16 protein-coding genes and 1 pseudogene are annotated in these 21,893 nt (G+C 57.6%); 12 read left to right on the top strand and 5 right to left on the bottom strand.

The genetic code is table 11. The features are described 5' to 3' along the window. From ACT3TP_RS17210 to ACT3TP_RS17175, 8 genes are all read left to right on the top strand, one after another. Positions 1 to 849 (top strand): MinD/ParA family ATP-binding protein (locus ACT3TP_RS17210; protein WP_444621152.1); only part of this gene is annotated, 849 nt, incomplete at its 5' end. A gap of 2 nt (positions 850 to 851) precedes the next feature. Continuing rightward, entirely contained in the window at positions 852 to 1,178 is a 327-nt protein-coding gene (locus ACT3TP_RS17205; RefSeq protein WP_444621151.1) for a hypothetical protein, read from the top strand. Then, positions 1,178 to 1,939 (top strand): hypothetical protein, encoded by a 762-nt coding sequence (locus ACT3TP_RS17200; protein WP_444621150.1) that lies wholly within the window; start codon positions 1,178 to 1,180, stop codon positions 1,937 to 1,939. Before ACT3TP_RS17205 ends, ACT3TP_RS17200 begins: the two co-directional genes overlap by 1 nt. Further along, entirely contained in the window at positions 1,936 to 4,023 is a 2,088-nt protein-coding gene (locus ACT3TP_RS17195) for a hypothetical protein (RefSeq protein ID WP_444621148.1), read from the top strand. Before ACT3TP_RS17200 ends, ACT3TP_RS17195 begins: the two co-directional genes overlap by 4 nt. A 6-nt stretch (positions 4,024 to 4,029) precedes the next feature. Then, the gene (locus ACT3TP_RS17190; protein WP_444621147.1) at positions 4,030 to 5,619 is read left to right on the top strand and encodes a hypothetical protein; all 1,590 of its coding nucleotides are present in this window, start codon (positions 4,030 to 4,032) and stop codon (positions 5,617 to 5,619) included. Beyond that, positions 5,616 to 7,103 carry an ATP/GTP-binding protein gene (locus tag ACT3TP_RS17185; protein ID WP_444621146.1) on the top strand — a complete coding sequence of 496 codons (1,488 nt, stop codon included), beginning with the start codon at positions 5,616 to 5,618 and terminating at the stop codon, positions 7,101 to 7,103. The genes ACT3TP_RS17190 and ACT3TP_RS17185 overlap by 4 nt, the downstream gene beginning before the upstream one ends. Further along, complete coding sequence (locus ACT3TP_RS17180) at positions 7,084 to 8,838, top strand: type IV secretory system conjugative DNA transfer family protein (RefSeq protein WP_444621145.1); 1,755 nt, start codon at positions 7,084 to 7,086, stop codon at positions 8,836 to 8,838. Before ACT3TP_RS17185 ends, ACT3TP_RS17180 begins: the two co-directional genes overlap by 20 nt. After that, the gene (locus ACT3TP_RS17175) at positions 8,835 to 9,452 is read left to right on the top strand and encodes a DUF4913 domain-containing protein (RefSeq protein WP_444621144.1); all 618 of its coding nucleotides are present in this window, start codon (positions 8,835 to 8,837) and stop codon (positions 9,450 to 9,452) included. Before ACT3TP_RS17180 ends, ACT3TP_RS17175 begins: the two co-directional genes overlap by 4 nt. Before the next feature lie 211 nt (positions 9,453 to 9,663). On the opposite strand, the gene ACT3TP_RS17170 is transcribed toward ACT3TP_RS17175, so the two are convergent. Then, a complete protein-coding gene (locus ACT3TP_RS17170) occupies positions 9,664 to 10,263 on the bottom strand; it encodes a DUF6036 family nucleotidyltransferase (RefSeq protein WP_441691503.1) in 600 nt (199 codons plus the stop codon). After that, positions 10,230 to 10,826 carry a helix-turn-helix transcriptional regulator gene (locus ACT3TP_RS17165; RefSeq protein ID WP_049862673.1) on the bottom strand — a complete coding sequence of 199 codons (597 nt, stop codon included), beginning with the start codon at positions 10,824 to 10,826 and terminating at the stop codon, positions 10,230 to 10,232. The genes ACT3TP_RS17170 and ACT3TP_RS17165 overlap by 34 nt, the downstream gene beginning before the upstream one ends. Before the next feature lie 1,045 nt (positions 10,827 to 11,871). Between ACT3TP_RS17165 and ACT3TP_RS17160 the strand changes: the two genes are divergently transcribed. After that, positions 11,872 to 12,660 (top strand): hypothetical protein, encoded by a 789-nt coding sequence (locus tag ACT3TP_RS17160; protein WP_013350257.1) that lies wholly within the window; start codon positions 11,872 to 11,874, stop codon positions 12,658 to 12,660. An 18-nt stretch (positions 12,661 to 12,678) separates the two neighbouring features. Then, positions 12,679 to 12,921, top strand: coding sequence for a hypothetical protein (locus ACT3TP_RS17155; RefSeq protein WP_013350258.1), 243 nt, complete (start codon positions 12,679 to 12,681; stop codon positions 12,919 to 12,921). 610 nt (positions 12,922 to 13,531) lie between these two features. Here the strand turns inward: ACT3TP_RS17155 and mobF are convergent. After that, on the bottom strand, positions 13,532 to 17,872 hold the full coding sequence (gene mobF / locus ACT3TP_RS17150) for a MobF family relaxase (protein ID WP_444621153.1): 4,341 nt from the start codon (positions 17,870 to 17,872) through the stop codon (positions 13,532 to 13,534). A gap of 604 nt (positions 17,873 to 18,476) precedes the next feature. On the opposite strand from mobF, the gene ACT3TP_RS17145 reads away from it, so the two are divergent. Beyond that, positions 18,477 to 18,911 carry a hypothetical protein gene (locus tag ACT3TP_RS17145; protein WP_133833151.1) on the top strand — a complete coding sequence of 145 codons (435 nt, stop codon included), beginning with the start codon at positions 18,477 to 18,479 and terminating at the stop codon, positions 18,909 to 18,911. A 280-nt stretch (positions 18,912 to 19,191) separates the two neighbouring features. Here ACT3TP_RS17145 and ACT3TP_RS17140 read toward each other — a convergent pair whose 3' ends face one another. Together ACT3TP_RS17140 and ACT3TP_RS17135 are read right to left on the bottom strand one after the other, a co-directional pair. Beyond that, positions 19,192 to 19,614 (bottom strand): hypothetical protein, encoded by a 423-nt coding sequence (locus ACT3TP_RS17140; RefSeq protein WP_441686498.1) that lies wholly within the window; start codon positions 19,612 to 19,614, stop codon positions 19,192 to 19,194. A 1,151-nt stretch (positions 19,615 to 20,765) separates the two neighbouring features. Then, positions 20,766 to 21,182: pseudogene (locus ACT3TP_RS17135) on the bottom strand (transposase); the annotation flags it as partial. On the opposite strand from ACT3TP_RS17135, the gene ACT3TP_RS17130 reads away from it, so the two are divergent. Beyond that, the coding region (locus ACT3TP_RS17130) for a hypothetical protein (RefSeq protein WP_444621142.1) at positions 21,172 to 21,893 on the top strand (722 nt) is incomplete at its 3' end. The pseudogene ACT3TP_RS17135 and the gene ACT3TP_RS17130 overlap by 11 nt on opposite strands.

Genomic DNA, 21,893 nt, shown 5'->3' with positions numbered 1-21,893 from the left:
TACCCGCGTCCGGTCACCGTCACTGTCGCCCAGCCGGCCGGTGGGTCAGGTAAAACCTCGATCAGCGTGGCATTGGCCTCCACCATCGGCAACACCTCGGACCATGCGGTCTTAGCGATGGACAACAACGAAACCATGGGCACCCTCGGGGTACGCACCCGTTCCAACGGATCAAAACTGACCATCATCGACCTCTTGGATGCACTCGAAGAACTCAAAAATGAACACACCCGCAGCGGCGATGTCCAATACTTCACCCGACCCCAGGGGGACAACCGTTTCGCAGTCCTCGCCTCAGATGAAGATCCTGACCGGATGCAAATGCTCACCCGCGAAACCCTCAACGAACTGCTCGAAGTAGTCCAGCGTTTCTGGAACGTCATCGTCCTGGACACCGGCAACAACACACGCGCCGAGAACTGGCTGGCCGGCATTGAAAGATCCGACCAGCTGGTCTTCCCCGTGGAAATGAACGACAAGTCCGTCGTCTCCGTGCTCCGAACCATCGAACAGCTCCAAGCCATGTCACAGCTCTCTGGCAACGACCACTATGCTGCACTGTGCCGCCACGCGGTCCTCGTCATCTCCCCCGGTTCCCACCGCCGCTCAGTGGCCCCGGAACGACGTAAAGAACTGCGCACCATGCTCGAGCAAGCTCTGGGCGAAGAAGCTACTTTCCTTCCCGTCCCCTACGAACCAGCACTGGACACCAACGGGCTGATCGACTGGCAACTGGCCACAGATGAGTCCGTTCGAGCTTTTGAAAAAGTTGCTGCCGCCGTCAGCGAAGGCATGCACCACGCAGCCGTCCGAGCAGAATCCACCAAACGAAACAAGAAAGAGAACTAACCATGGAACCCTTCACCCCCACCTTGCGAGTAACAGCAGAGGTCAAGAACCCTTTCGACGGGGTATCCCCAGACATTGCACCGCTTGGCTCAGGGTTCGACAATGCGCTGACCGTGATCCTCGGCGTCATCTGGGGACTGGTGCTGATCTATGTATCAGTGAAGCTTCTGACCAGCTTCGTGAAATTCTCCGGAGCCAGAAAACAGGGCCATTACGAGGAGATGGGCGAACACACTGACGAGCTCAAACGCCGCGGCGTGGCGGTCATCGCGGTGGCGGCCTTTGGCGTCCTCATCGGTGCCGTACTCAAAGTGGCGGGGATGCTCTAATGACAAGCCGCCGGAGCCTGATCATCGCAGCCGTAGTCATCATAGCGATCGTGCTGGTTGCTGTCGCCAGCTACTTCATCTCATCGACCACGAAAGACAACACTTCGGCGGCTACACCCACTGCTCCTTCTGAACCCACCCGGATCAGCGACAACGGGTTCCCGGTCTCCCCGTTCCGCGCCAACGAAGGCGGAACCAAGACCGCACAAGATGGCCACACCCGCATCGGATACACCGCCTCGTGCGACGACGCAGTACGCGCAGCCATCAACTATGTCCCGGCCGAGTCCTACGGCACCGGTGATTGGGAACAGCGTGAAGCGACCTTGAACACCATCATTGCCGATAATGAGGATGGCGCAGAGTATATTGAGGCGCTGCACTCCCTAAACAACGATGGAGTCACCTCCACAAAAACACTTTTTGACCCGCCTATCTTCAAAGTTGTCAGCTGCGAAACAGGGAAAACAGCATCCGTCGCAGTGGCGCAGCGCATCGAAAAAAGTTCTTACAAAATTGATGGGCGTACCGTTCCTGCAGCCGTGGAAATTCGCGTTACTGAGCAACTGCTGGTGTGGGAAAACGACGACTGGAAACTTGATCTCAGCGGCGAAAATGCCACCTACCGGCCAGAAACTCAGCTTCTCTACACGCAAGGCAAGAAAGAACCCTCCTCAGCGCGCGAAATCCTTGGTGATCTGTTCACCGATTCAGACGGCAACCCACTAAGCCGGGATGGATGGATGGAGCTGGCCCAGTGACAAAGCTTCGCAGCATTCTTTCCTCACTGGCAGTGATCGCATTCCTTTCCACGTTCTTACTTGTCGCTTCCCCGTCGCCAGTCCATGCTGATGAGGACACCAAGAAGGTGGAAGAAACACTCACTCAGGACCAGATGAAGCGCTTTGAAAAGATGCCGGACGAGGAGAAGACCAAACTCCTCGACGAGGTTCTCTCCGGGATCGCCAAAGATAAATGCGGCGAGTTCACCTATTACACAAAGATGGAGAGCGTCTTTTCTTTCCAGAAGCGTAACTGTGAAGAGCAGACTCGTGACGCTTTGCATCAGATGTATCCCACGGCCCAAACCCTCGTCTTGGGTGAAGGCGAAAAAATGGACTTTTGCGAAGCTCTCAAGGAGACCAAAGCCAGCGGTCAAGGCCAACAGCATTGTCTTGAAGAGAGAATCAACTCCCAATTTAAGTCTTGGAGCGGACAGAAGATCCGGGGATACCTCGAGCAAAGCGAACTCGGTCGCTCGATTTTGAACGTCACCGACGCCATCGACAACACCATCGAATTCGTGGCAGATCCCAAATCGAACCTGGACGAACTAGCCAACAGCAGCAAATCTGAATCCATCGCCATGACTTCCAAAGTGCTCGAGGAGATCTCCTCAACCACCGAATTCGACGCGTCTGCCCAAGAATTCAAAGACCGCTGGGCACTCTACGCCGGGCTGGGCGTCGTCGGCCTCGGATTAATGATCATGTTCCTCTTCAAACAACACAGCAACGGGGAAATGAGCGACGACGATTTCAGCAAATCCCTGCTCTACTACCTGCCCGCAGCGTTGTTCATGGTCATCTACGGCCCGTGGGTCATGAATGAACTGCAGCAACGCGTCGCCCCGCTCACCGATGGAACCAGCGACTGGGCAGCCGAATCAATCAGCAACTTCATCACCGTCATCTCCCGGTTCGGCTCCCTGGAATCCACCAGCTGGTTCGGCCCGTTGGCCGCCATCCTGTTCTTCGGACTGCTCTTCGTCGGAGCACTGGCACTGCTGGTGTATTTCCTCCTGATCCCGATCTTCCAGCAGCTCATGGGACTGGCCATTGCGCTGCTCATCGGCATGCTGCTTTCACCCAAAACACGTCGCTACGTCATGAAAATCGCCACGACCATCGGCACCATGGCCTTGCTGAAAACCTTCGCCTTCCTCGTGCTGGGCGCGGTCTTCGGCATCCTCGCCTCGCAGCCAGCCTTCAAAGACGGGGTCGATGACGTGCTGGTGAACGTCGGCAACCTGGGGGCAACAGCCGCGATCATGCTGATGATCGTCCTGTCCCCCGCAGCGATCTTCCGGTGGATGCCAGTGCTCGAAAGCCGCGAAGCGAAATTCGGCGGGATCTCACCGGAGATTTCTGCCGGTGTCGGCGGCGCCGTAGGCGGCGCGATCGGCAGCGGTGCCGGATCGGTGCGCCGGGCGATCTCCAACCGGCGCGGCTCCGCCACAAGCCGCAGCGCACAAAATTCAGATGGTTCAAGCGGCCCAGGCAGTTCGGGCGGTGCAGAAGGCGGCTCTGCCGGATCTAGCGGTCCAGGGCCTGGCGGTTCCCCAGGCGGTGGCAGCAACACTGCTGCCCAAAATCCGGGCACCGGTTCACCGCAGAAAACCCATGGCGCACACGAACGCTCCAACCAAAACCAGGCCGATGCACCCACATCAGCTGCGGCGAACACCCCGCAGCAAGGCCAGAACCCTGTACCTCCAGCATCCCCGAATCATAACGGCGAGCAAGCTGGCCCAGCTCCCTCAGCCCGGGCCGGCGGCACTGACCCAGCACGGCAAGGTCCCACCGACCAGAACAGCTCTGCGCCTGCCTCGAGCGGGCCAAATGTACCTTCCTCCTCTTCTGGGCAGGGCCGGAAGAACCCGCCGTCCGGCCGGGCGAAAAAAGTGGCCTCTGTGGCGTCAACAGCAGCCTTCAGCCCCCTGACCGCCGGCGCGGTCGGCCTGCTGGCCGGAACCAAATACGCCGCGACCAACGCTGCAGCTCAAGCACGAATGGCCGCAAACGACGCAGACCCAGACTCGTGGGACTCCTTCAAGGATCGGTGATCACTCATGGCACGTCAGGTAGCCCTCGGCGGCGAGTTCAAAAAACGCGGACTGCTCTCAGGCCGCTCCACCCCCGAACAGGTCGTCCTCTGGACCGGCCTGGGGATCGCCGCGTGCGTGGTTTTGATGGGCATGGACCAGTTCTTCTTCCTCTTCGCCGGCCTCGTCATCGCTGTGCTCAGCGTGGTGATCACCGTTCCCATGAACATCCATGGGGGACGCAGCTACGCCGCGCTGAAAACCGAGACCGCCTACCGGGCATACCGCAAGCACGCCGGGCTGGGTGTCTATGACCCCGTCCATGAACAGACTGCGTTGGCCAGCGTTCAGGAATACCGGGCAGCGAAGAAGAACAAGAAGAAAGCGGTCCGGCCCCGCGGGTTCGCAGTGCGCCGCGCCGAACGCCGCAAAGAGCACGTTCAGCCGGCCCCGTTGATGGTGGGACGGTTGAGCGTGAAAGAAGTTGATTTCAACGCCCGCGAACGCCTCGCCGTCTTCCGCCACGCCAATTCAGATCCGGCCTTCTATACCGTGATCTTCGAGGTCCGCGGCAGCGCCGGCGGAGTGGTGGAAGAAGACGTGGAAGACATCCCCCATGTGGGTTTTGGACGTGTGTTGGCCCGGGCGGCGCGGCGCACCAGTGCGGTGTCCCATATCCAGAGTTTCACCCGCTCCATCCCCCTGGACATCACCGACCACGTGTCCTGGCTCGCCGACTATGTGGACCCCAACGCCCACGGAAACCTGGTGCGCTCCTACCAGGAGTTGTGCTTGCAGGTCGAAGACCGGGCCGAGCAGCACCGCAGCTACTGGGTGCTGCGGTTCGATAACCGCACCGCCTTGCAGCGGGCCGCCAACGCCCAGCAGCCAGGGCCTATGGCTGTGCACGCGGCAATCGTCCAAGAAGCCCAAGCGCTCATGGCGCAAGCCGTCGCGCATAAAGCCATCCGCGGGTACAGGGCTGTGGATTCGCAGATGGCCGCCGGGATCCTCGCCCACCTGCAAGACCCCTACACGTACGCCATCGATGACACCGACGTGGGATTAGAGGCGGTCTGGCAGAAACTCGACCAGGAACAGACCTCCAAGGCGGTCGTGGTCAACAACCACGCCTACACCCGTGTGGCCTACATCCCCAGGGATGGGTTCATGGCCGGATCCGCCCTGCCAGTCCAAGCCATGCGCCAGCTCGTCTCGGGGATTGTCCCGGCAGTTATCCACTCGGTGTCCTGGGTGAACGAAGTCGTTGATGCCAAAGAAGCGCGCGCCCAAGCCATGTCGGACCGCACCAGCGACAAAGCCAAACGCCACTCGGACGCGTCCAAAGGCAAGATTTCGGATGGCACCGAACAGGTCATGTCCAACTCCTCCGATCAGCGCGCAGTGGACCTGACGCCCGGCAGCGGTCACCACGGCGTGAAATGGGGAGCCTACGTCAGCTTCACCGTGGATTCAGAAGAAAAACTTTTGCAGGTCTCCACCCAGATTGAATCCGTCGCCACCGATTGCGGCATCGACCGGCTGTACTGGCTCGATAACCGCCACGACATGGCCCTCATGGCCGTGCTGCCTATGGGAAGAGGAATCCGCACATGATCAGCATCTTCACTAGAGCACCTAAGAAAACCATCAAAACCGCCGTAAAGAAGACACATCTGCCTACCGAATCTGTCTCGGCGCCACGGGCAGAGCAGCGCCCGGACATCACCTGGGATGCCGGACGCCAAACACGCAAAGGCTCACGCTACGGACTCTATGACCCAGCCCCGGAAGGCGCAATCTCCACCACCCGGCAGGCTGAAGTCAGCAACCTCGCCGTCCCTTGGTCCCCCACCTCTTATAAAGGGCTGTTGTTCGGCATTGATCTGGAATCAGGGTGGGGCGTCATGCACGACCCAATCTTCGCCTACCCCCACACCGTGAACAACGCCAACGTCGTCGTCATCGGCGACATCGGCTCCGCCAAAAGCTCCGCCGGGAAAACATGGGGATGCCTGCGCCCCATGATCATCGGACGCAACGTCATCGTCATCGACAAGAAACCCAGCGACTCCAACCCGGAAGAAGGCGAATACGCCGAACTATGCCGGTACCAGGGCGGGGAACCTGTCACGTTCAAGATCGGCGGCGGAGGATCCTGCATCAACATTTTTGACCCTTCCATTTCCGCTGAAACCGAAGAAGACAGCACCACCGGCGAAACCCCGCCCAGCCAGTCCATGCTGCTGCGTGCGGTTGCCGAAGAAGTCCTGGGCCGGCCGATCAGCCCCCGCGAAGGCAAAGCCCTGCGCACAGCACACCGCCGCGCCCTGAAAGACGCCGCCATACAGGGCGCTACCCCCACGATCCGGCTGGTCATCAACCGGATGATCGACCCGGCCGAAGAAGACTCCACCCACTTGGAAATCGACAAAGCCACCTTGCGCGAATGGGGGTACGATGTCGCCTTCGAGCTTGAACGCTTCGTTGAAGAAGACCTGGCGGGAATGATCGACAACGAAACCACACCTGATGTGAAACTCAAAGATGGGCTCACCGTCTTCGACGTCTCCCAGCTGCCGGAAAACGGCCCCGCCCTGGCGATTGTGATGACGGTGATCAACACGTGGATGACCAACCGCCTGTTCAAAGCCAAGAACCGCCGCCAGACCCACTTCGTCGTCGAGGAAGCCTGGCACCTGGTCCAGACCTCGGTCGCCAAGGTGATCCGCCGCAACCAGAAAGTCTCCCGCGCTATTGGCTTGTCTAATTGGTTCTTCTTCCACCACGTCTCCGACATCCCCGCCGGCACCGACGCGGAAGCGATCATCAAAGAATGCGACACCGTGCTGGTCTACCAGCAGAAAAAAGCACCGGACGCGAGGGCAGCAGTGGACATGTTCGACCTTCCAGCCTCCAGCTACCCCACGATCCTGAACCTGGCCACCGGCACCTGCCTGATGAAGATCGGCAACGAAGCCCCATTCGAGGTGAAGCATCTGCGCAGCGACGTGGAAACAATCCTCACCGACACCGACAAAGCGTTGGTAGCGCGGACGACGAGTGAAAAGGAGCAGGACCATGGCCTCCCCACAGCGTGAAAGTAGCTTCACCACGTTCCTGATCATCGCGGTGCTTGCCGGGATCGTGCTGGCAGCGTTGAACTGGGGCGAGAAAATCACCCCGACAGGCTCACACGTGTCGTGGAATCCGTTGGATCTGCTCGAGGCAGGCCTGGACGGGGATCTTTCCTGGCCGGCCGCTTCCTGGCTCATCCTCGGCGGCATCATTGTCGTGCTCATTGTGGGTTACGTGCTGGTCGCCGAACTGTGGATCAGCCCGCGCAAAAACACCACCACGTTCAATCCGCAAGGTGCGGCGATCACCTCGATGATGGGCTTCACCGCCGCCTGGCATAAAGCACGCCAGATCTACGGGCAGCAGGTTACGAAGAAGACCGCCGAAGCGTTCATTGCACTGGCTGTTTACACCAACGCATCCAAAAAAGTACCGCTGTATATCCAGCTGGAAGACAGTCTCTGGGTCTATGCCCCGGCCCGCGGCGGTAAAACCTCCAGCATCGTCATCCCCATGGTCCTGAACGCCCCCGGCCCTGTTTTGACTACCTCAACTAAACCTGATGTGGTCGCGTGGACTGCTACCGCCCGGGAAAAACAAGGGCAAGTGTTTGTATGCGACTGGGAAAACATCACCGGCTGGCCCAACACCGTGAACTGGACCCCAATCTACGGGTGCGAAGACGAAGACGAAGCCTTAGAGCGCGGCAAGGCATGGGCTAACGCTGCCCCGATGGAAGGCACCAAGAATGGTTCCTGGTTCAGCGCCAAAGCCGGCACCGTCCTCGGCCGCCTCCTGCACGCCGCAGCATTGGAAGACCGCACCATGGATGACCTGCTCATGTGGATCTTCGACTCCCACAACCCCGAACCCATCACCATCCTTGAAGACCACCACAAATCCCGGGCCTTCATCCAGCCCCTGCGCGAACGCACCGAATCGCGGGCCGGCGAAACCGAAGACTCCATCAAAGCCACTCTCATCTCCCTCGCCGAACCGCTGGTCACCGAACGGGTGCTCTCGCAATTCCGCTTCCGGAAGGAAGAAGCCTTCGACATCAACACGTTCCTTGAAGGAGCGAACACCTTGCACATCGTGGTCGACGGGGAGAACTCTCCGTTGGGGACCTTGAGCACGATGTTCGCGGACCAGGTCTATCGGGCGGCACGCCGCAAATCCAGCCAGTTCGCCTCCGGACGGCTCTGGCCCGTATTCCGCATGGTCCTCGATGAGGCACCGAATGTGGCGGCGTTCAGCAACATGGGCGAGCTGATCACCGACACCGGAGGCCGAGGCATCCAAGTGATCGGCATCAGCCAATCCTTCATCCAGAACGAAGCACGCTGGGGCAAGGAAGAAGCCAAGACCATTGAATCCAACGCCTCGTTGAAGCTGATCTTCCCCGGCATCAACAGCGAAGACTTGAAAACCTACGCGAATGACATGGGCGTACGAGACACCCCGCGTATCAGCCACTCCTCGAGCAAGACCGGAGGCTCGATGACCCAAAGCACGGAGGAAAAGGCGGTCGTGCGTGCTGAGGAGCTCAAGCACCTGCGGTTCGGGCAAGCCACCGCCGTGTATCGGAACCTGCCGCCGCATGTGGTGCATACCGAGATGGTGTGGCAGCGCAAAGACCATAAGGACTTGAAAGACATGAAAGACCAAACGTTGCGCAGGTGCGGAAAGATCTTCCACGAACCCACCCAAACCCATGACGGTAATCAGTCGGCAGAAACCCTTGGCGGTGCCCGATGAGCGAACCACAAACCCACGATGACCTCGTCGAGCTGATCGTTCCGCTGGTTGAGCCGATGATCGAACGTCAAGAAAAGGTCGAGCAAGGCCTCGCCGCACAAGAAACAGTTCTTGTGGAACTCACGAACCAGCTGGAACGGCTCACCAGCATAGGGCCCGAACAGGATATTTCACCGTGGAATCTCTATGCGGCTAACCCGACACAGATCAGTGAGCTGCTGACTAAGATCAATCAGTGGCTGCCTTGGATGAACGAGACCTACGGTGCGGGGCAAAGCACGAACATGATCCCAGCTTGCTGGTTCCTCCACCCGAACGTCGTAGCTCACGTGGTCGGGTTATATACGTCGTGGACGGCCGCGAACTACGGGTCCGAGACTCCGAATAGCGATCTGGTGTATTGGAACCTGCGCTACCTACCCGACGTACTCGACATCATCAACGCACCAGTGGATAAGGGCGGCATGGCCGGCTGCCGGCGCGAACACCGCGCGCCGGAACGGACGGATCCAGTTCCCGAGGCATTCACGGATGAATTCGACCAATGGGCCATGCAAAAATATCCTCTACCCGATGCCCAAGCCGATTCCATTCCACAAGAGACCTCCGAATGAGATTTTCAAAGCTTCTCGTTTCGGCTGAGAACGCCGTCTGGCCCTTTGGCCATTGCATTGCGACCGCGCGGGACCATATGCCCCAGGTGTAAACTTGTACTAATAGCAAAGGGACAAGGATTCTTGCTCTTATACGTCGAAGAAACCCACGGATTCCGTGGGTTTCTTAGGTTAACAGTGGAAGAAAATTTCTTTAGCTCTTCTACGATGATTATGCGTCGTCTTCTCGATTTTGCTGCTTGAATCGTCGGGCTGCCGCTATCGCTTCCTCCGCGACAATCTCATAGTTCAAGCGGCCCTGCGACAGGGGAATGGAGTCCTCTCCATACTTCTCGTATGCCAGATCAACGAGCTCTGCAGGATCAGTAATGCCCATCGCATTGACCAGATAGCCTAAATCGATGATGTCCTTATCGCGCTCTGCCGCAACTTTCATCGCTGCCAGCGTCGGCAAATCAGCAAGCTTCACAGCGGAAGACAAGCCCTCCGGGTAGGCCATCCAGCGAACGTTGTCCGGCAGGAATGCTGCCGCACGCGAATTCAACCATTTTTTCGGCAGGTTGTAGTCTTCGGCCATGGCGTCAACAACCTCATCGACGACAGCAGTGCTTTGATATTTGGCGTCGATATCCTCGGTCACTCGGTCCAACAGTCCGTGTAGCAATAGTGCGGCGCCTCCGACGATCTGAATATCGAGGGCTACGCCGCGTTCAGCCAATCGGCGCTCAAGTTCGCTAAGGAACTCAACGATCTTGTCTCTGGTAAATCCATCCCCGTTCATGCGGTGGCCAAGCTTCGTTCGCGCATCCATACGTTCATTTCACGAAGTTCCTTTGGGGTTTCGGATCGGATGAGTTGCTTCATCCGGTCTCCGACGGGATAGATTTTTTCCGAGAGGAACACAGGTTCAGCAGACGCAGCGGTTTTCCGTGCCCAAGCAGGCGTGATGCTATCGGTCTTCGAAGCGACCCAGCGTGTCAGTGCTGCAAGAGTCACCAAATACTGCGCATCATCAATCGCAGGGCGCTGCCGCAAGAGCGGCCGCCCTTCTTGGAGTGATTCGGCAGCGTATTCTCCGACCAACCTCAGAGCGTACTCATAATCTTTCGCTGCAAGAGACCGGCGAAAAATGCCGGAGATCTCTTCGCCACGATCAGGGACTTTTCGGAGTGCTGGCTCTTCGAATCCGAGCTCGTGCAGCACTTTCAACGTCAACCCCAGTGAGGCTGAGTCTTTTCCTGATTCCAGCTCGCTGATGAATTTGCGGGAAACACCTGCCGAAGCAGCCAGCTCGCCCTGTGTCATGCCCAATGCTTTGCGTTGCGCTTTGATCCGCGTCCCCAGCTCAGAGGACATCATTGATACGTACTCCATACAATCATTATGGCACCGTACGGTTACATTTCACAGTAACCTGCCCATGCTAAGCTCAATCCAAGAATCTCGTTCCCCTATTGACTCTGGGGCGTTTGACCACATGCCTCAGTTCAGTACCGTGCGACTTTTCCATCTTGAGCTCACGCTCACCTAGTCAAGCTGCGGCCCATAACACCGTAGCTTCGGCAATTGCTCTCGATTAACAAGTCATATCCGTCGCTAGTTTGCGGCGGCTTGATCCGCGAATCTCCTTGCCTATAACTTGCAGATTTAGTCACCGAAGCGCATCAGGATGAGCCACGAAATGTCGCTCGGTCAAGTATTCCGTTGAAATCGAACGGAGTGAACTTCGCCGGAGCTATCGGAACCGCTGAGCAGCCAACGTGCGGAATCCTAGAACGCTGAGCCCAGCACATCATCCAGATCGAAGTTCTGGGGATTGCTCGCCAAGATCTCTATGGCATATTGGCCTTCGAATCGGAGTTCATTATCAAGCCGTGCCCACGCTGGTTGGCGCGGGTCAGAGATCTGGTTATACAAAGTGATGATTCGTGAGCGGTCAGACCTTTGAAGCCGTGGCACCAGCGCCAATGGGTCCCCCAACAACGTTGATAACAAAGCTGTATCTTCCAGGTGACGCTCACGGTCCTTGAAGTCCTCTCGATAGGCGGTGCTTTCAAAACCACTGCGCCCAGGACACCCGAGATTCTCAGCGTCGCAACCAGCTCTCCAGATACATCCATGACACTGCAGTTGATGGTGCGTTTCAGCGCCTGCGTGCCGGCCGGAATCTGGAATGGTTCACGACCGCCCAGTTTCAGAGTAGAGCCGGACACCTACAAAAATTTTGGAATCCTTTAGTCCAATGACCTGACTTTTTGATATTCTTCAAATAAGATCAGTAACGTTAGGAACCATATCCAGGGTTCAACAGGGGTCAAATATCGATTTTCGGAGAACTATGCGGGCAAATCTAACTTTCATTCGAGGCACAAAGCTATTAGGCATTAGCGGAATCTGTCTTTCCCTAACTCTCTTTGGCATGAATATAGCTTCTGCTGCGGAACCAGCACCACTCGACCTAGAAAATTATTCCTCCGAGAAACTCATCGTTGACCAGTCTTCTATCGAAGTAACTGATGGCAACGCTTCCATGAGCCTTACATTGCCAGGAAAGCCCGCAGAGCTGGCAACGCCAGATCTATCGGGAGTACCAGAAACTCTAATTGCACATGCCACCGAGCCTGCTCTGACGACAGAAACGAAGGAGGCTTCGATTTCAAGTTTTGAGACACCGAACGGTTCTCAGACGCTGATTTCAATTGAATCTGCTGAAGCTTCCCACACCTATAATTTTCCTTTTGAGGCCCCATCCGGCTCTGTGAGTCAGCTAGAAAAAGATGGCTCAGTAAGCTTCATCAATGATGAGGGAGAGTATGTTGGAGGCATATCCGAGCCATGGGCTTATGACGCTAACGGGAAGCAGCTAGAAACTAGTTTTAGCTTGTCAAATGGTATTTTGACTCAAACTGTAGAGTTTGACGAGCACACGGCGTTTCCTGTCGTAGCAGATCCCAATACGGTCTGGGGTTGGACTGTTTGTGTTGCTACAGTGGGTGCCAACCTAATGCCTTGGGGAGCTGCTGCAAAAGTTGGATATAAGTTAGTCAAGCGGTTCGGATCCGTCAAAAAAGGCGTGAATATTATATGGCGTGCGTACCACAGCAAAAAGGGCGCAACCGCAAAGCGAAATGCAGCTGTAGCTGTAGCTGGTGGCCTGTTCGCCGAGCTTATTGGTATTAACGACATCAAGCAAAACTGTTTCTCCTAATCCGGAAAGAAGTTCCCAATGGCTACTGAAGCTAACCCAACGTCGCAAAATAAACGTAAGCCGAAGGCTATTCTTAGCGACTACTTTTATCTCGTCCTTGCTCTCTTGGGCCTTTCGCAGCTTCCTGCTACCTTCCAGACCAACGGACTATGGATAGGTCTTCTTCAGCTCGGCGCAATTTTGTGTTTCACCTATCTCATCGCAGCTGGCAACAAAGGTCGTTTTGTTCCTTGGCTAGATCACGATAAGCACCGTATTTAAGTGCCCGGTGGCTATGAAAGAGAGCACTTACCGCTATCTTTCATAGCCACCGTCCTTTGGACGTATAGCTTGCACCGGTACATATGGCGTCGCAATTTTCCGAGGTGGCTAGCAGGGTTTCGAGTAGTCGGCAGGGTCGGGAAACTGAAGGCACGCCCTTTCGCGAGGCGCACTGCTCTCGCTGCCACGTTCTGAGCCTCTCGTTCCTTTTGCGCACGTTGCACGGCAGCCAACTGTGTTTCTAACCAGACGTTCTCGCGCTCCACCAGCTCCAGCTGTTTCATTTGTTTTCGAAGTCGCGGCGCAGTCTCCAGCCCATAAGCCTTTTCCACACTGGCGCAGGCTTTTTGAGTTACCCGGAGATCGTTCTTGGCATGCCATAGCGGACCTAGGCCATCCTGATAAGACGATGATATAGACATGGTCTTCCCTGTGACGCACCATCACCCACCGCTGATCCGCATGCCCCATCTCCTCTGCAAACAACTGCCATTGTCAGCATGCTGCTTATTGCTCAATGTCCGATTTCCTTCTGTCTTGCGAGGGGCAGGATGTTAGACCACGTCATTAACCCAAGCGTGCATTCAACACGATACGTAGTTCAAACCCCTTATCTCAGGGTCGGTCCGGATGGTCCGCGACGCTGCGCTTCATCGTCCTTGAGCTTGCGCTGCTGATCAGCTGCCTGCTGCTGCGCCTCTTGTGTCTTGCGCAGGCGGGCCAGCAACTCATTCGTCTCAGCAGCCCCCGACCTTTCCTGGCCTGCATGGTTTTCGCTAGTACTCATGGCGTTCTCCTTCTCCTGCGGGGTGGTCTCATTACGGGTTTGGGCTCGTTGGCGTAACGCCGCGATCTTCGCCGCCGCATCCGACTGATGCACGGCTGTTCCCGCTTCATCGGCCTTCTGCTGTGTTAGTTGTTCCTTGGCGTCGTCGGGCATTGGCTTGCGCGTGGTCAGCTCTGAATGCTTATGAAGCTCGGCGGCACGGTTGCGCAGGTGTTGGGCCACCGGGTTGTCCTTCAGATGCTGTGTGGGCAGCAGGGTTGGTTCTGAGTTAGGGATGTTGTAGGTGCGGCGGTAGGTGGCGATCTCAGCTGCCAGCCGGCGCCACTCTTCCGCCCGGTCAGCCCGCCCCGGTACTGGACCCAGGTCTTCAAGCCATGCTGGCGGGTTTTGGGCGAGTTCTGCTCCGAGCCTCTGGTGCTCGGCATCAACCACAGGACGGTACGCTTCGATCTGTTCCTTCCAGGCTGCTGGCAGGCGCGGATCAGCCAGTTGTGTGCGGGGGGCGAACCATTCACCCAACCGGTTGGGTTCGCGGGGCTGCTCGAACGGGGTTTGTTCCAGTTCGCGCAGCTTCAGCTCGGTACTGATGCGCCGCAGGACGGTGCCGCTGGTTCCGGCCAGTGTCCGATGCTCACGGCCCCGGATCTCTGCCTGGGCCAGTGGTTCTGGCATGTCCTGACGCAGCTGCTGCTCGTGGCGCAGCTTGCCCAGCGACCAGGAAAGGTACGCTTCGTTGTTGTCCACGTCTGAGGGGATCTGGCGGATCAGTTCGTTATCGGTGTGCTTGATCCGGGCCGCTAGTTCTTCGTCGCCCAGGTGGCCGTACAGCCGGCGGGTCAGCGGTGAGATCTTTTCAGCTTCAGCAAGCTCGACCGCGCTCTTGCGGGACGAGGAGCCGGCAGCTTCGGAGCGGTCCAATGCGCGTTCCTTCAATGCGAGCAGGTGGTCTTGGTTCACCTCGCGCAGGGGGCGTTCGGCTGTAGTGAGAGTAGCTTCGCGGTTCTCGAGCAAGGTGTCCATGCGCCAGGCCAGGATCGCGGCGATGCTGTCTGCTTCGGTGAAGTCGTGCTGTGAATAGGCGTCCTCGATGAGGGTTTCCAGCTTCACCCCAGCCTCTTCGGCCCGTTCCAGATGCCGGGAAACTGCGCCCCAGGCCGGGTCTTCAAGGATTGGCTGGGCAATCGGGGTACTGAGGGTGGTGCGCAGGATCTGCTCGTACTTGGCGCTCTGGGCTTGGTCTACCAAGTCCCGATAGATCATTCCGAGGCTGTTGATGTCTCGGGCCTGCTCGAATTCGCGGGTGACGGTTTCGTGGGCGGTGAGGTTCAGGTCGGTACGCTCGGCAATACCGTTCAGGACCGTGTCGGCTCGGTCCCCGCCGGCCAGGCCCACATAGATGCGGTTGTCGTATTTGCCGCGGCTGGTCGCCACATACGCGCCGGCACGGTCAGTGCTTTTGGTCAGCAGTGCGTGGGCGGTGTCTACGGTGGCGCCCTGGGCACTATGCACGGTATCTGCATACCCGAGGATGACGCTTCCGGCAACATAATCGGCGGGGATGACAGCTAGGCCGTGGTGTTGTTGGTGGCGGGCGAGCAGGTGCCCTGATTCGATGCCTTCGACTATCCAGGAGTCGTTGTTCTTCACGAAGTCCTTGCCCTGGTGGACGCTGAGGCGGCGGTCGTTGTTCTTGGTCAGGATGACATCGCCAACATAGATCTCTGTGTCGTTCCGGCCGGTGATCTTCTGGGTTGGATCCAGTTCGTTGTTGCCCAGCCGGTAGGCTTGAGCCTTCTGGTTCAGGGCAGCGACCTGTTCGTTGGTGCCGGCCAGCATCAGGGAGGTGCGTTGTTCGTTGGTGTCTTTTTGCCAGGCGGCGAACACTTGGTCTGCCATGTCACCGGTGGTGCCGGCTTTGATCTTTCCTTCACTGCGGTAGTACGCCCACGGGTCGTCCTTGCCGACTGCGGGTGCTTCACGCAGAGCCAAGGACGCGGCGGCTTCGCCGAGGTTCGGTGTGCCATCGGGGTTCCGGAACCGGTGGATTTCTTCGAGGTGGGTGAGCTGTTCTTCGTGGTTGAGCAGACGCAGGATCCCGCCAGAACCGACGGCAGCGAGCTGCTTGTCATCGCCAATGGCGCGGACCAGGGCACCGTGTTCTTTGGCTTGTTCGATCAGGGCCAGGAATTGGGTGGTGCCGATCATGCCGGCTTCGTCGATGATCACCACATCCCCTGGCGATAGCTTGTCCTCGCTAGCCAGGAGCCGTTCGACGGTCATCGCTTCCACCCCGACTTCATGGCCCAACAACGTCGCGGCTTTGGCGGAAGGTGCCACGGCGATCACGTGGTGATCGGCTTGCTTCATGGCGTTGACGGCCAGTTTCATGGAGGTGGTTTTGCCGGTGCCTGCCGGTCCAATGCCTGCCACGAGGAGTTTGGTGCTGCAGGAGAATTCGCGGGCCAACGCCACCTGAGCTTCATTCAACCGGCCTTCGAAGCTGTCGAGTACGTTCTGGAAATGGTCGGCCGTGACCGCGGGAATGACGTCGGTGCGCGCGGCTTGCAGGACCTTGTATTCGGCTTCCAGCACCGTCTCTGAGGTATAGAGGGCGGCGTGGGGTTTCTGGTACTTGTGCACCGCCACCACTGCTCCCGCTACCGGTGCTGGCACGGGCAGCTCAGGGGTCACTTTCAAGCTCAAGGAGTCAATCGCGGTGGCCCGGACTTGTGCGATGACCGCATCAGATACAGGTTGAGCTTGGTACTGGTTGGTGAGTTGGCGGCGCACTTCTGCCTCCACGTGCGCCTGATTCCATGTCGCCCGCGACTGCTCCAGGCGAGTGATGGTGGACTGCGCCAACTCACGGATCTGCTCTTCTGGCAGTTGCTGAATCGGTGTATAAACAGGTTCCTGGCTGGCTGAGTATTCACGGGCGGCCGCGAACAATTCATCCCCCACCAAGGCGCCGGGAACGGTGGAGAATTTGTCTTGCCAGTGCCCGGTGAGCTCTGAAAGGGAGAGGCCTTTCTTCTTTTCCGCACGGGTTTCCAAAGTGGCTTGCTGGGAGAGCTTAATCAGCTGCTTCGGGCTCGGAGCCCTTCCATGCCTGTCCTCGAACTCGTCCACGAGATTCTTCAGCTGGGCTTTGATGTTGCTCCGGCGCGAGGAGGCAGCCTCGATGCTGGCCAGGGGGATGCCGCCGATTTCGGTGATCGGGCGCTTGCCGTCCACCGTGCGTTGAGTGGTGGCCAGGCCGAGGTCGCGGCAGATGTTCTGCATGACCCTTGCGTTGTAATGCTCCGAAGCAGACACCGCGTACTTGTGCAGGACGGTCCCGTCGATGGCACTCCACTTGCCATCCATCCCCAGTACTTTGTTGGACACAACGATATGGTCATGCAGCTGCGGATCCCCGTCACGGGAGTCGTAATGCCGGAAGGAGGTGTAGATCAGTCCGCCGTCCACGTCTTCTGAGCGGATCCCGTTCTTGCCGCGGCGGGTGAAGACCGCATTGTTTTCCAAGTACTTCATGGCGTCTTCGATGGCCTCGTGATGGGCTTTCTCAATGACTTCCTGGACCTTGCGGTCGCTGACTCCCCAAAGGTAGGAGATGCTCTTGGACGGGGAGAACACCATGTCATACCCGGCCACGGCGTTCGATCCCTTATGGGTTTGCCGGGAGATGAATTGGCTTAGTTCTTCCTTAGTCTTCGGCTTGCGGCCGTGCAGCTTGTAGAAGTGCTCGCCACCGGCCTTGGCGCGCAGGACACGTCGTTCATCAGCGGTCGGTTCGCGGTGCTTGAGCCTGGTGAAATCGCCCAGGGCGGTGTTGATCTTCTTAGCCAGTTCGCCGTCGAACTGGTCGAAACGCTTGTAGCGTTGGCCCAGCTGCGCGTGGATCTTCTCCCCCGACACCGGATCTATCTGGCCGGCTAATGGGTGTTGTCCTAGCCCGTAGAGCAGCTCCATTTGCTCTTCGGTGACTTCACCATGCACGCCGAGGTTCTTAGCACCCCGTCCTCCCCAGATGCCGGGCGGGTGGCCGGTGACGGTGTAGTAATCCCCGAGCTTCCGATCCGGTGAGCGCAGCTCATCAGCGGAAGCAACTTCACGGGTGTAGTAGAGATAGCCGTCCCCTGCACTGAGCTTATGCAGGGTCATCACACGTTCGATTCTAGCAATTCCGGCCAAAGTTATCGAGGATGCAAGAGGTGTGACAGATCTAGTCTTGATGGATCGGGAGAAAATAGGGCCGGAGGACTTCGACGATGCGTGAGAGATCTTGAGACGTCCGAATGAGGTACGAGTGGAAACTGGCGGGTCAAGGCTCTTGCGTGTCGGCGATGGCACTGACCGGAGGGCTGCTACCGATCCATGAAGTTGGTCGGCTCTGCATCCTTTGAGGAACGAAGAAGAAATAGTGCAGAGGCGGGCAAAGAGATCTGGCCATCAAAAGAAGGATGTTTTTGGTGCGGTTTTGCACCTGCGATCTTCGCTGTGTGCAGGTGCGTCCAAGGTGGGTTTGATAGGGTCGCAGCTGTGCCCAGGGCAAGTCTCTTGTGTAAAACCGTGGCCCGATGTTTTCCACGTGTGGGCGGGTGGAGATGGCAGCTGATCTCAAAGCCGTCCACAGGTGGGAAACATCGGGCAGGACAGAGCCTGAGCGTCAGCGAAGCCCGTTAACGCGTTTTTTGGGGCGGGGTGCGCGAGGGGTGTCCCCTCGCAAAATTTTGTTTTCGAGTTGGTGAAGGAATGAAGTGTTTTGATGAGTAAGCCACGGAAGTCTGCTGCAGCGGTGGCCGCCCGGGAGAAGGCGCGTGCGAAGGCTGAGGAGATCACGCGTCGCAATGAGCAGTTGATCGAGTTGGCGGCGAAGTTCTTCATCCATGAGGAAGAGATCGAACTGATCGATGAGGATGCCGCGAAGAAGATCGCCGAGCTGCAAGCGACTGCGGAGGCTAAAAAAGATAAGGCGCGAGTTGCTGCAGCGTCGGTGGTGGAGCAGATGGTGGGTACGGGTGAGTCTAAGAAGTCGATCGGTGAGCGTCTGGGGCTCAGCGGTTCGGAGTTGAAGAGCTTCCTGCCGCCGGCGACTCCAGCGAAGGAACCCAAAGTGGTCGAAGAACAAAACGAAGAGACTGCCCAGGACACAGCGTCGACTGCCGAGGGGCAAGCTTCCGGAGTTGCGGCAAATGTTTAAGGCCGAATGCTGAGCGCTGTGCCGCATCTCCCCATGCAGCGGGTTTGAGCTTATGTGTCCGGTTCGAGTATTGGCTACGAATTGCGGATCTCGGCGCGCGAACGGGCTTGTCCTCAGGCGGGCTCCTGCGCAAGCCATGCAACGAAGCAGCCTCGGTGCGGATGCGCTAGAAAAACATCCTCAATCGAGCGGCTGAACATACAGCACATCGCCATTGGCAGAATGACCGTGACAGAACTTTGGCCCTGAACGCGTGAGCGTTCAGGGCCAAAGCGTTAGGTTAGTTCCCGAAGTCCGGGATGTACGGTTCACACAATCCGTCGACCTGTTTGAACTCTTGCGGGTTCATCCCTTCCAGCGCTTCTGGTCCGTCCGCTTGTCCGCTGGCCCAGTACCAGAAGGCTTCCTTGCTGATGGCCAGGTTGCGGGCTTCGCAGCTGCGGTACCAGCGGGCGGTCACGTCGCCTTCCACGTACGTGGTGTATCCGAACAGTTGGCCGGTTTCGTCTTCTGTTTTGGCTGCGGCGAAGATGATGTAAGGCCAGGATCCCAGGTCCCATCCCTCGCGGCCCCATCCTGGCACTTCGTGCCATCCGGTGCCGGCCAGCGATTCCATCCAGTCATACCCTTCGCCGTACATGTCACGCTCGACAGTCGCTGGGACGGTTACGGTTTCACGGGTGTCCTTGGTCGTGGTCTGCATAGGTTTTTGCTTCCTTTCGCTTCACGGAAAGAGGGGCAGGTTGCCAGCCACCTACACGAGCCCTCCCCCGGTTGTTTTTTGCCTGCTGGCGAAATGCAATGAAGCGGGGCCAGCCGGAAAACCCATCAACCCGTCAGGGGTGCGCAATCCACGAAAATCTTGGGCCGAAAGAAGCGACGAAGGAGCGCGGACCAAGAATTTCTGGTGGAGCACGCCCGAAGCGCAGCGAGTGGCTTGTGGGTTTGGAGATGGCCCGTACACTCCGAAGGACAGCAGCAAAAAACAGGAAAAGACCGGACGAAGTCCGGGCCAACAGCCGGCCGCGCCAGCGGACGCCCGACACACCCTGGAGACGAGCTTGCGAGGAGCCAGGGTGCTCAGCGGGACGGGCACCTCATGGCATAACCTAGTCCGTGTCTAACGTCCACGACTATCCTGGACGGGGAATGCTCGCATGTTCAGGACCACCAGCGGGGAATTGTTGCCAAAGTTCGGGACATCGGGTTCACACAGCCCTTGAAACACAGGAAACAATCAACTCTCTGCAAGTCGCCCATGATGCCCCACAGATCAACTACGAGCAGCACACGAAAGCGCAAAGTACTCGTTCATCGCGGTATGCCATCTGACTCAATTTGGAAGCGACAAGGGCGCAGCACCATGCGCGGTGAGTATCTTCCGGCCTACCGGCTCAGCGCGTGAGAACTGGTCCACCGGTAACTGGCTTAATGAAAAACCAGAAATCTTCAGGGCGTGGTGTGCAAGTAAGCATACAGCTGGTGGTTTAGCCTAGATTCATGCGTGGTTCAGTCTCATGGCGACACCACGCACTGTTCGGATTGAGCGTTTCACCTCTCTCATCCGTGCGGGAACCCTGCATAATGGCTAGGTGCCCTATTGGGCACCTAGCCATTTGCATCTGCAAGCACTGAACAGGCTTAGCTTGACGTTCTGTGGACCAGAGTGGCCACACTTCAACGGTCCAAAACCAGCGATGAACAATCACGAGCAAGCGACGTTTACTTCTTGTTCAGCGTCATCGCCACTGTGGCATATCCAGGCTTCGCGGCAGTTAACCAGACAGCCGATTTCCTTCTAAGGTCCTTCTTGGTCATGGTCTAATTCGGCTGGGGGTGCCCCTATGTTCTGTGTCAAGCAATTTTCAGCTCCGGAACATCATAAAGTGAGCCGTCTCGGATCATGGCAAACAGGACTGTGAGCCGTCGGTGGGCCAGTGCGATGAGCGCTTGGTTATGGCGTTTACCCTGAGCCCGTTTCCGGTCTTAGTATTCTCGGCTGGTCGGATCAAAACGGATGGAAGCAAACGCCGAAAGGAACAGCGCTCGTTTCAGTCGTTTGTTGCCTGAATGGCTGACGCGTTCGGACTTGATCGAGGTGCCCGACTGGCGCGTGGTTGGCGCAAGCCCGGCGTAGGAGGCCAGCGCCACTGCACTGGTGAAGGGCTTGCCGGAGGTCTCGGCGATGATGACCGCGGCGGTCTTGACGGCGACCCCTGGCATGGATGTCAGGACCAAGTAAAGAGGGTGGGCCTCCACCATGGCTGCGATGCCTTCTTACGCATCACAAGATACGGATCTAAACCTAAGCGATGTCAAGAGCGCTTCGCCTATTCCAGCAGCCGAATCTGCGTCTCTTCTGAAAGACAATCCGTCACCGAAGACGATCACTTTATCAAACGGGGTGATTGTACCTTTCAGTGCAGACGACCGTACGAGTGCTGAAGAGGAAGCATTCCGCAGTGAAGTGTCATTGTTGGTAACTCTCGATCAGCTAACGTCAGCCAAGATGAATGAGCTGGGCCTTTCGGAGCCGGCAGAAACTCTGGCGACAATCCCAGTGACAGTAAAACCCAGCGATTTTCTTCTTGGGGTAGCTGAACCGGCCAAGCTCGGGTGCCGTGTTACCAAGCCTTCGTCGAGTGCAGGTGACATAAATATTTCTCGCCCCCAGATTGTAAAATCTGGGACAAAGATTTATGCGTATGCTCGATACAATTGGAAGAATGCACCCTTTTCCGAGTGTCCACGCGGCAAATCTCAGATCGGTGGACCCGACGGGCTAGCAATTACGTTCAACCGCGCCGTCACCAACAAGGGTGTTTCCTTTGTGGGGTGCAACAGCTATAACAAGTGTGAGAAAACTGGATGGCTGGAAACCAACAATCAATATGGTGCGGGTTGGGCGTTCCAGGATTGGGGCTACGGCGCGCTTTACGGACACAGTCCTACATATAAAGAAACTTTGACCTATACGCTAAC

It is taken from the genome of Glutamicibacter sp. AOP38-B1-38 (genome assembly GCF_052377485.1).
GTDB lineage: Bacteria > Actinomycetota > Actinomycetes > Actinomycetales > Micrococcaceae > Glutamicibacter.
The sequence above is the reverse complement of the archived record's forward strand: the minus strand, read 5'-3'. Positions and strand labels throughout refer to the sequence as shown.

Excerpts from the sequence above, each read along its gene's own strand:
- ACT3TP_RS17205 (WP_444621151.1), top strand. The coding sequence starts at position 852 with ATGGAACCCTTCACCCCCACCTTGCGAGTAACAGCAGAGGTCAAGAAC.
- ACT3TP_RS17190 (WP_444621147.1), top strand. The coding sequence starts at position 4,030 with ATGGCACGTCAGGTAGCCCTCGGCGGCGAGTTCAAAAAACGCGGACTG.
- ACT3TP_RS17175 (WP_444621144.1), top strand. The coding sequence starts at position 8,835 with ATGAGCGAACCACAAACCCACGATGACCTCGTCGAGCTGATCGTTCCG.
- ACT3TP_RS17180 (WP_444621145.1), top strand. The coding sequence starts at position 7,084 with ATGGCCTCCCCACAGCGTGAAAGTAGCTTCACCACGTTCCTGATCATC.
- mobF (WP_444621153.1), bottom strand. The coding sequence starts at position 17,872 with ATGACCCTGCATAAGCTCAGTGCAGGGGACGGCTATCTCTACTACACC.
- ACT3TP_RS17185 (WP_444621146.1), top strand. The coding sequence starts at position 5,616 with ATGATCAGCATCTTCACTAGAGCACCTAAGAAAACCATCAAAACCGCC.
- ACT3TP_RS17160 (WP_013350257.1), top strand. The coding sequence starts at position 11,872 with ATGAATATAGCTTCTGCTGCGGAACCAGCACCACTCGACCTAGAAAAT.
- ACT3TP_RS17170 (WP_441691503.1), bottom strand. The coding sequence starts at position 10,263 with ATGGATGCGCGAACGAAGCTTGGCCACCGCATGAACGGGGATGGATTT.
- ACT3TP_RS17145 (WP_133833151.1), top strand. The coding sequence starts at position 18,477 with ATGAGTAAGCCACGGAAGTCTGCTGCAGCGGTGGCCGCCCGGGAGAAG.
- ACT3TP_RS17155 (WP_013350258.1), top strand. The coding sequence starts at position 12,679 with ATGGCTACTGAAGCTAACCCAACGTCGCAAAATAAACGTAAGCCGAAG.
- ACT3TP_RS17140 (WP_441686498.1), bottom strand. The coding sequence starts at position 19,614 with ATGCAGACCACGACCAAGGACACCCGTGAAACCGTAACCGTCCCAGCG.
- ACT3TP_RS17200 (WP_444621150.1), top strand. The coding sequence starts at position 1,178 with ATGACAAGCCGCCGGAGCCTGATCATCGCAGCCGTAGTCATCATAGCG.
- ACT3TP_RS17165 (WP_049862673.1), bottom strand. The coding sequence starts at position 10,826 with ATGGAGTACGTATCAATGATGTCCTCTGAGCTGGGGACGCGGATCAAA.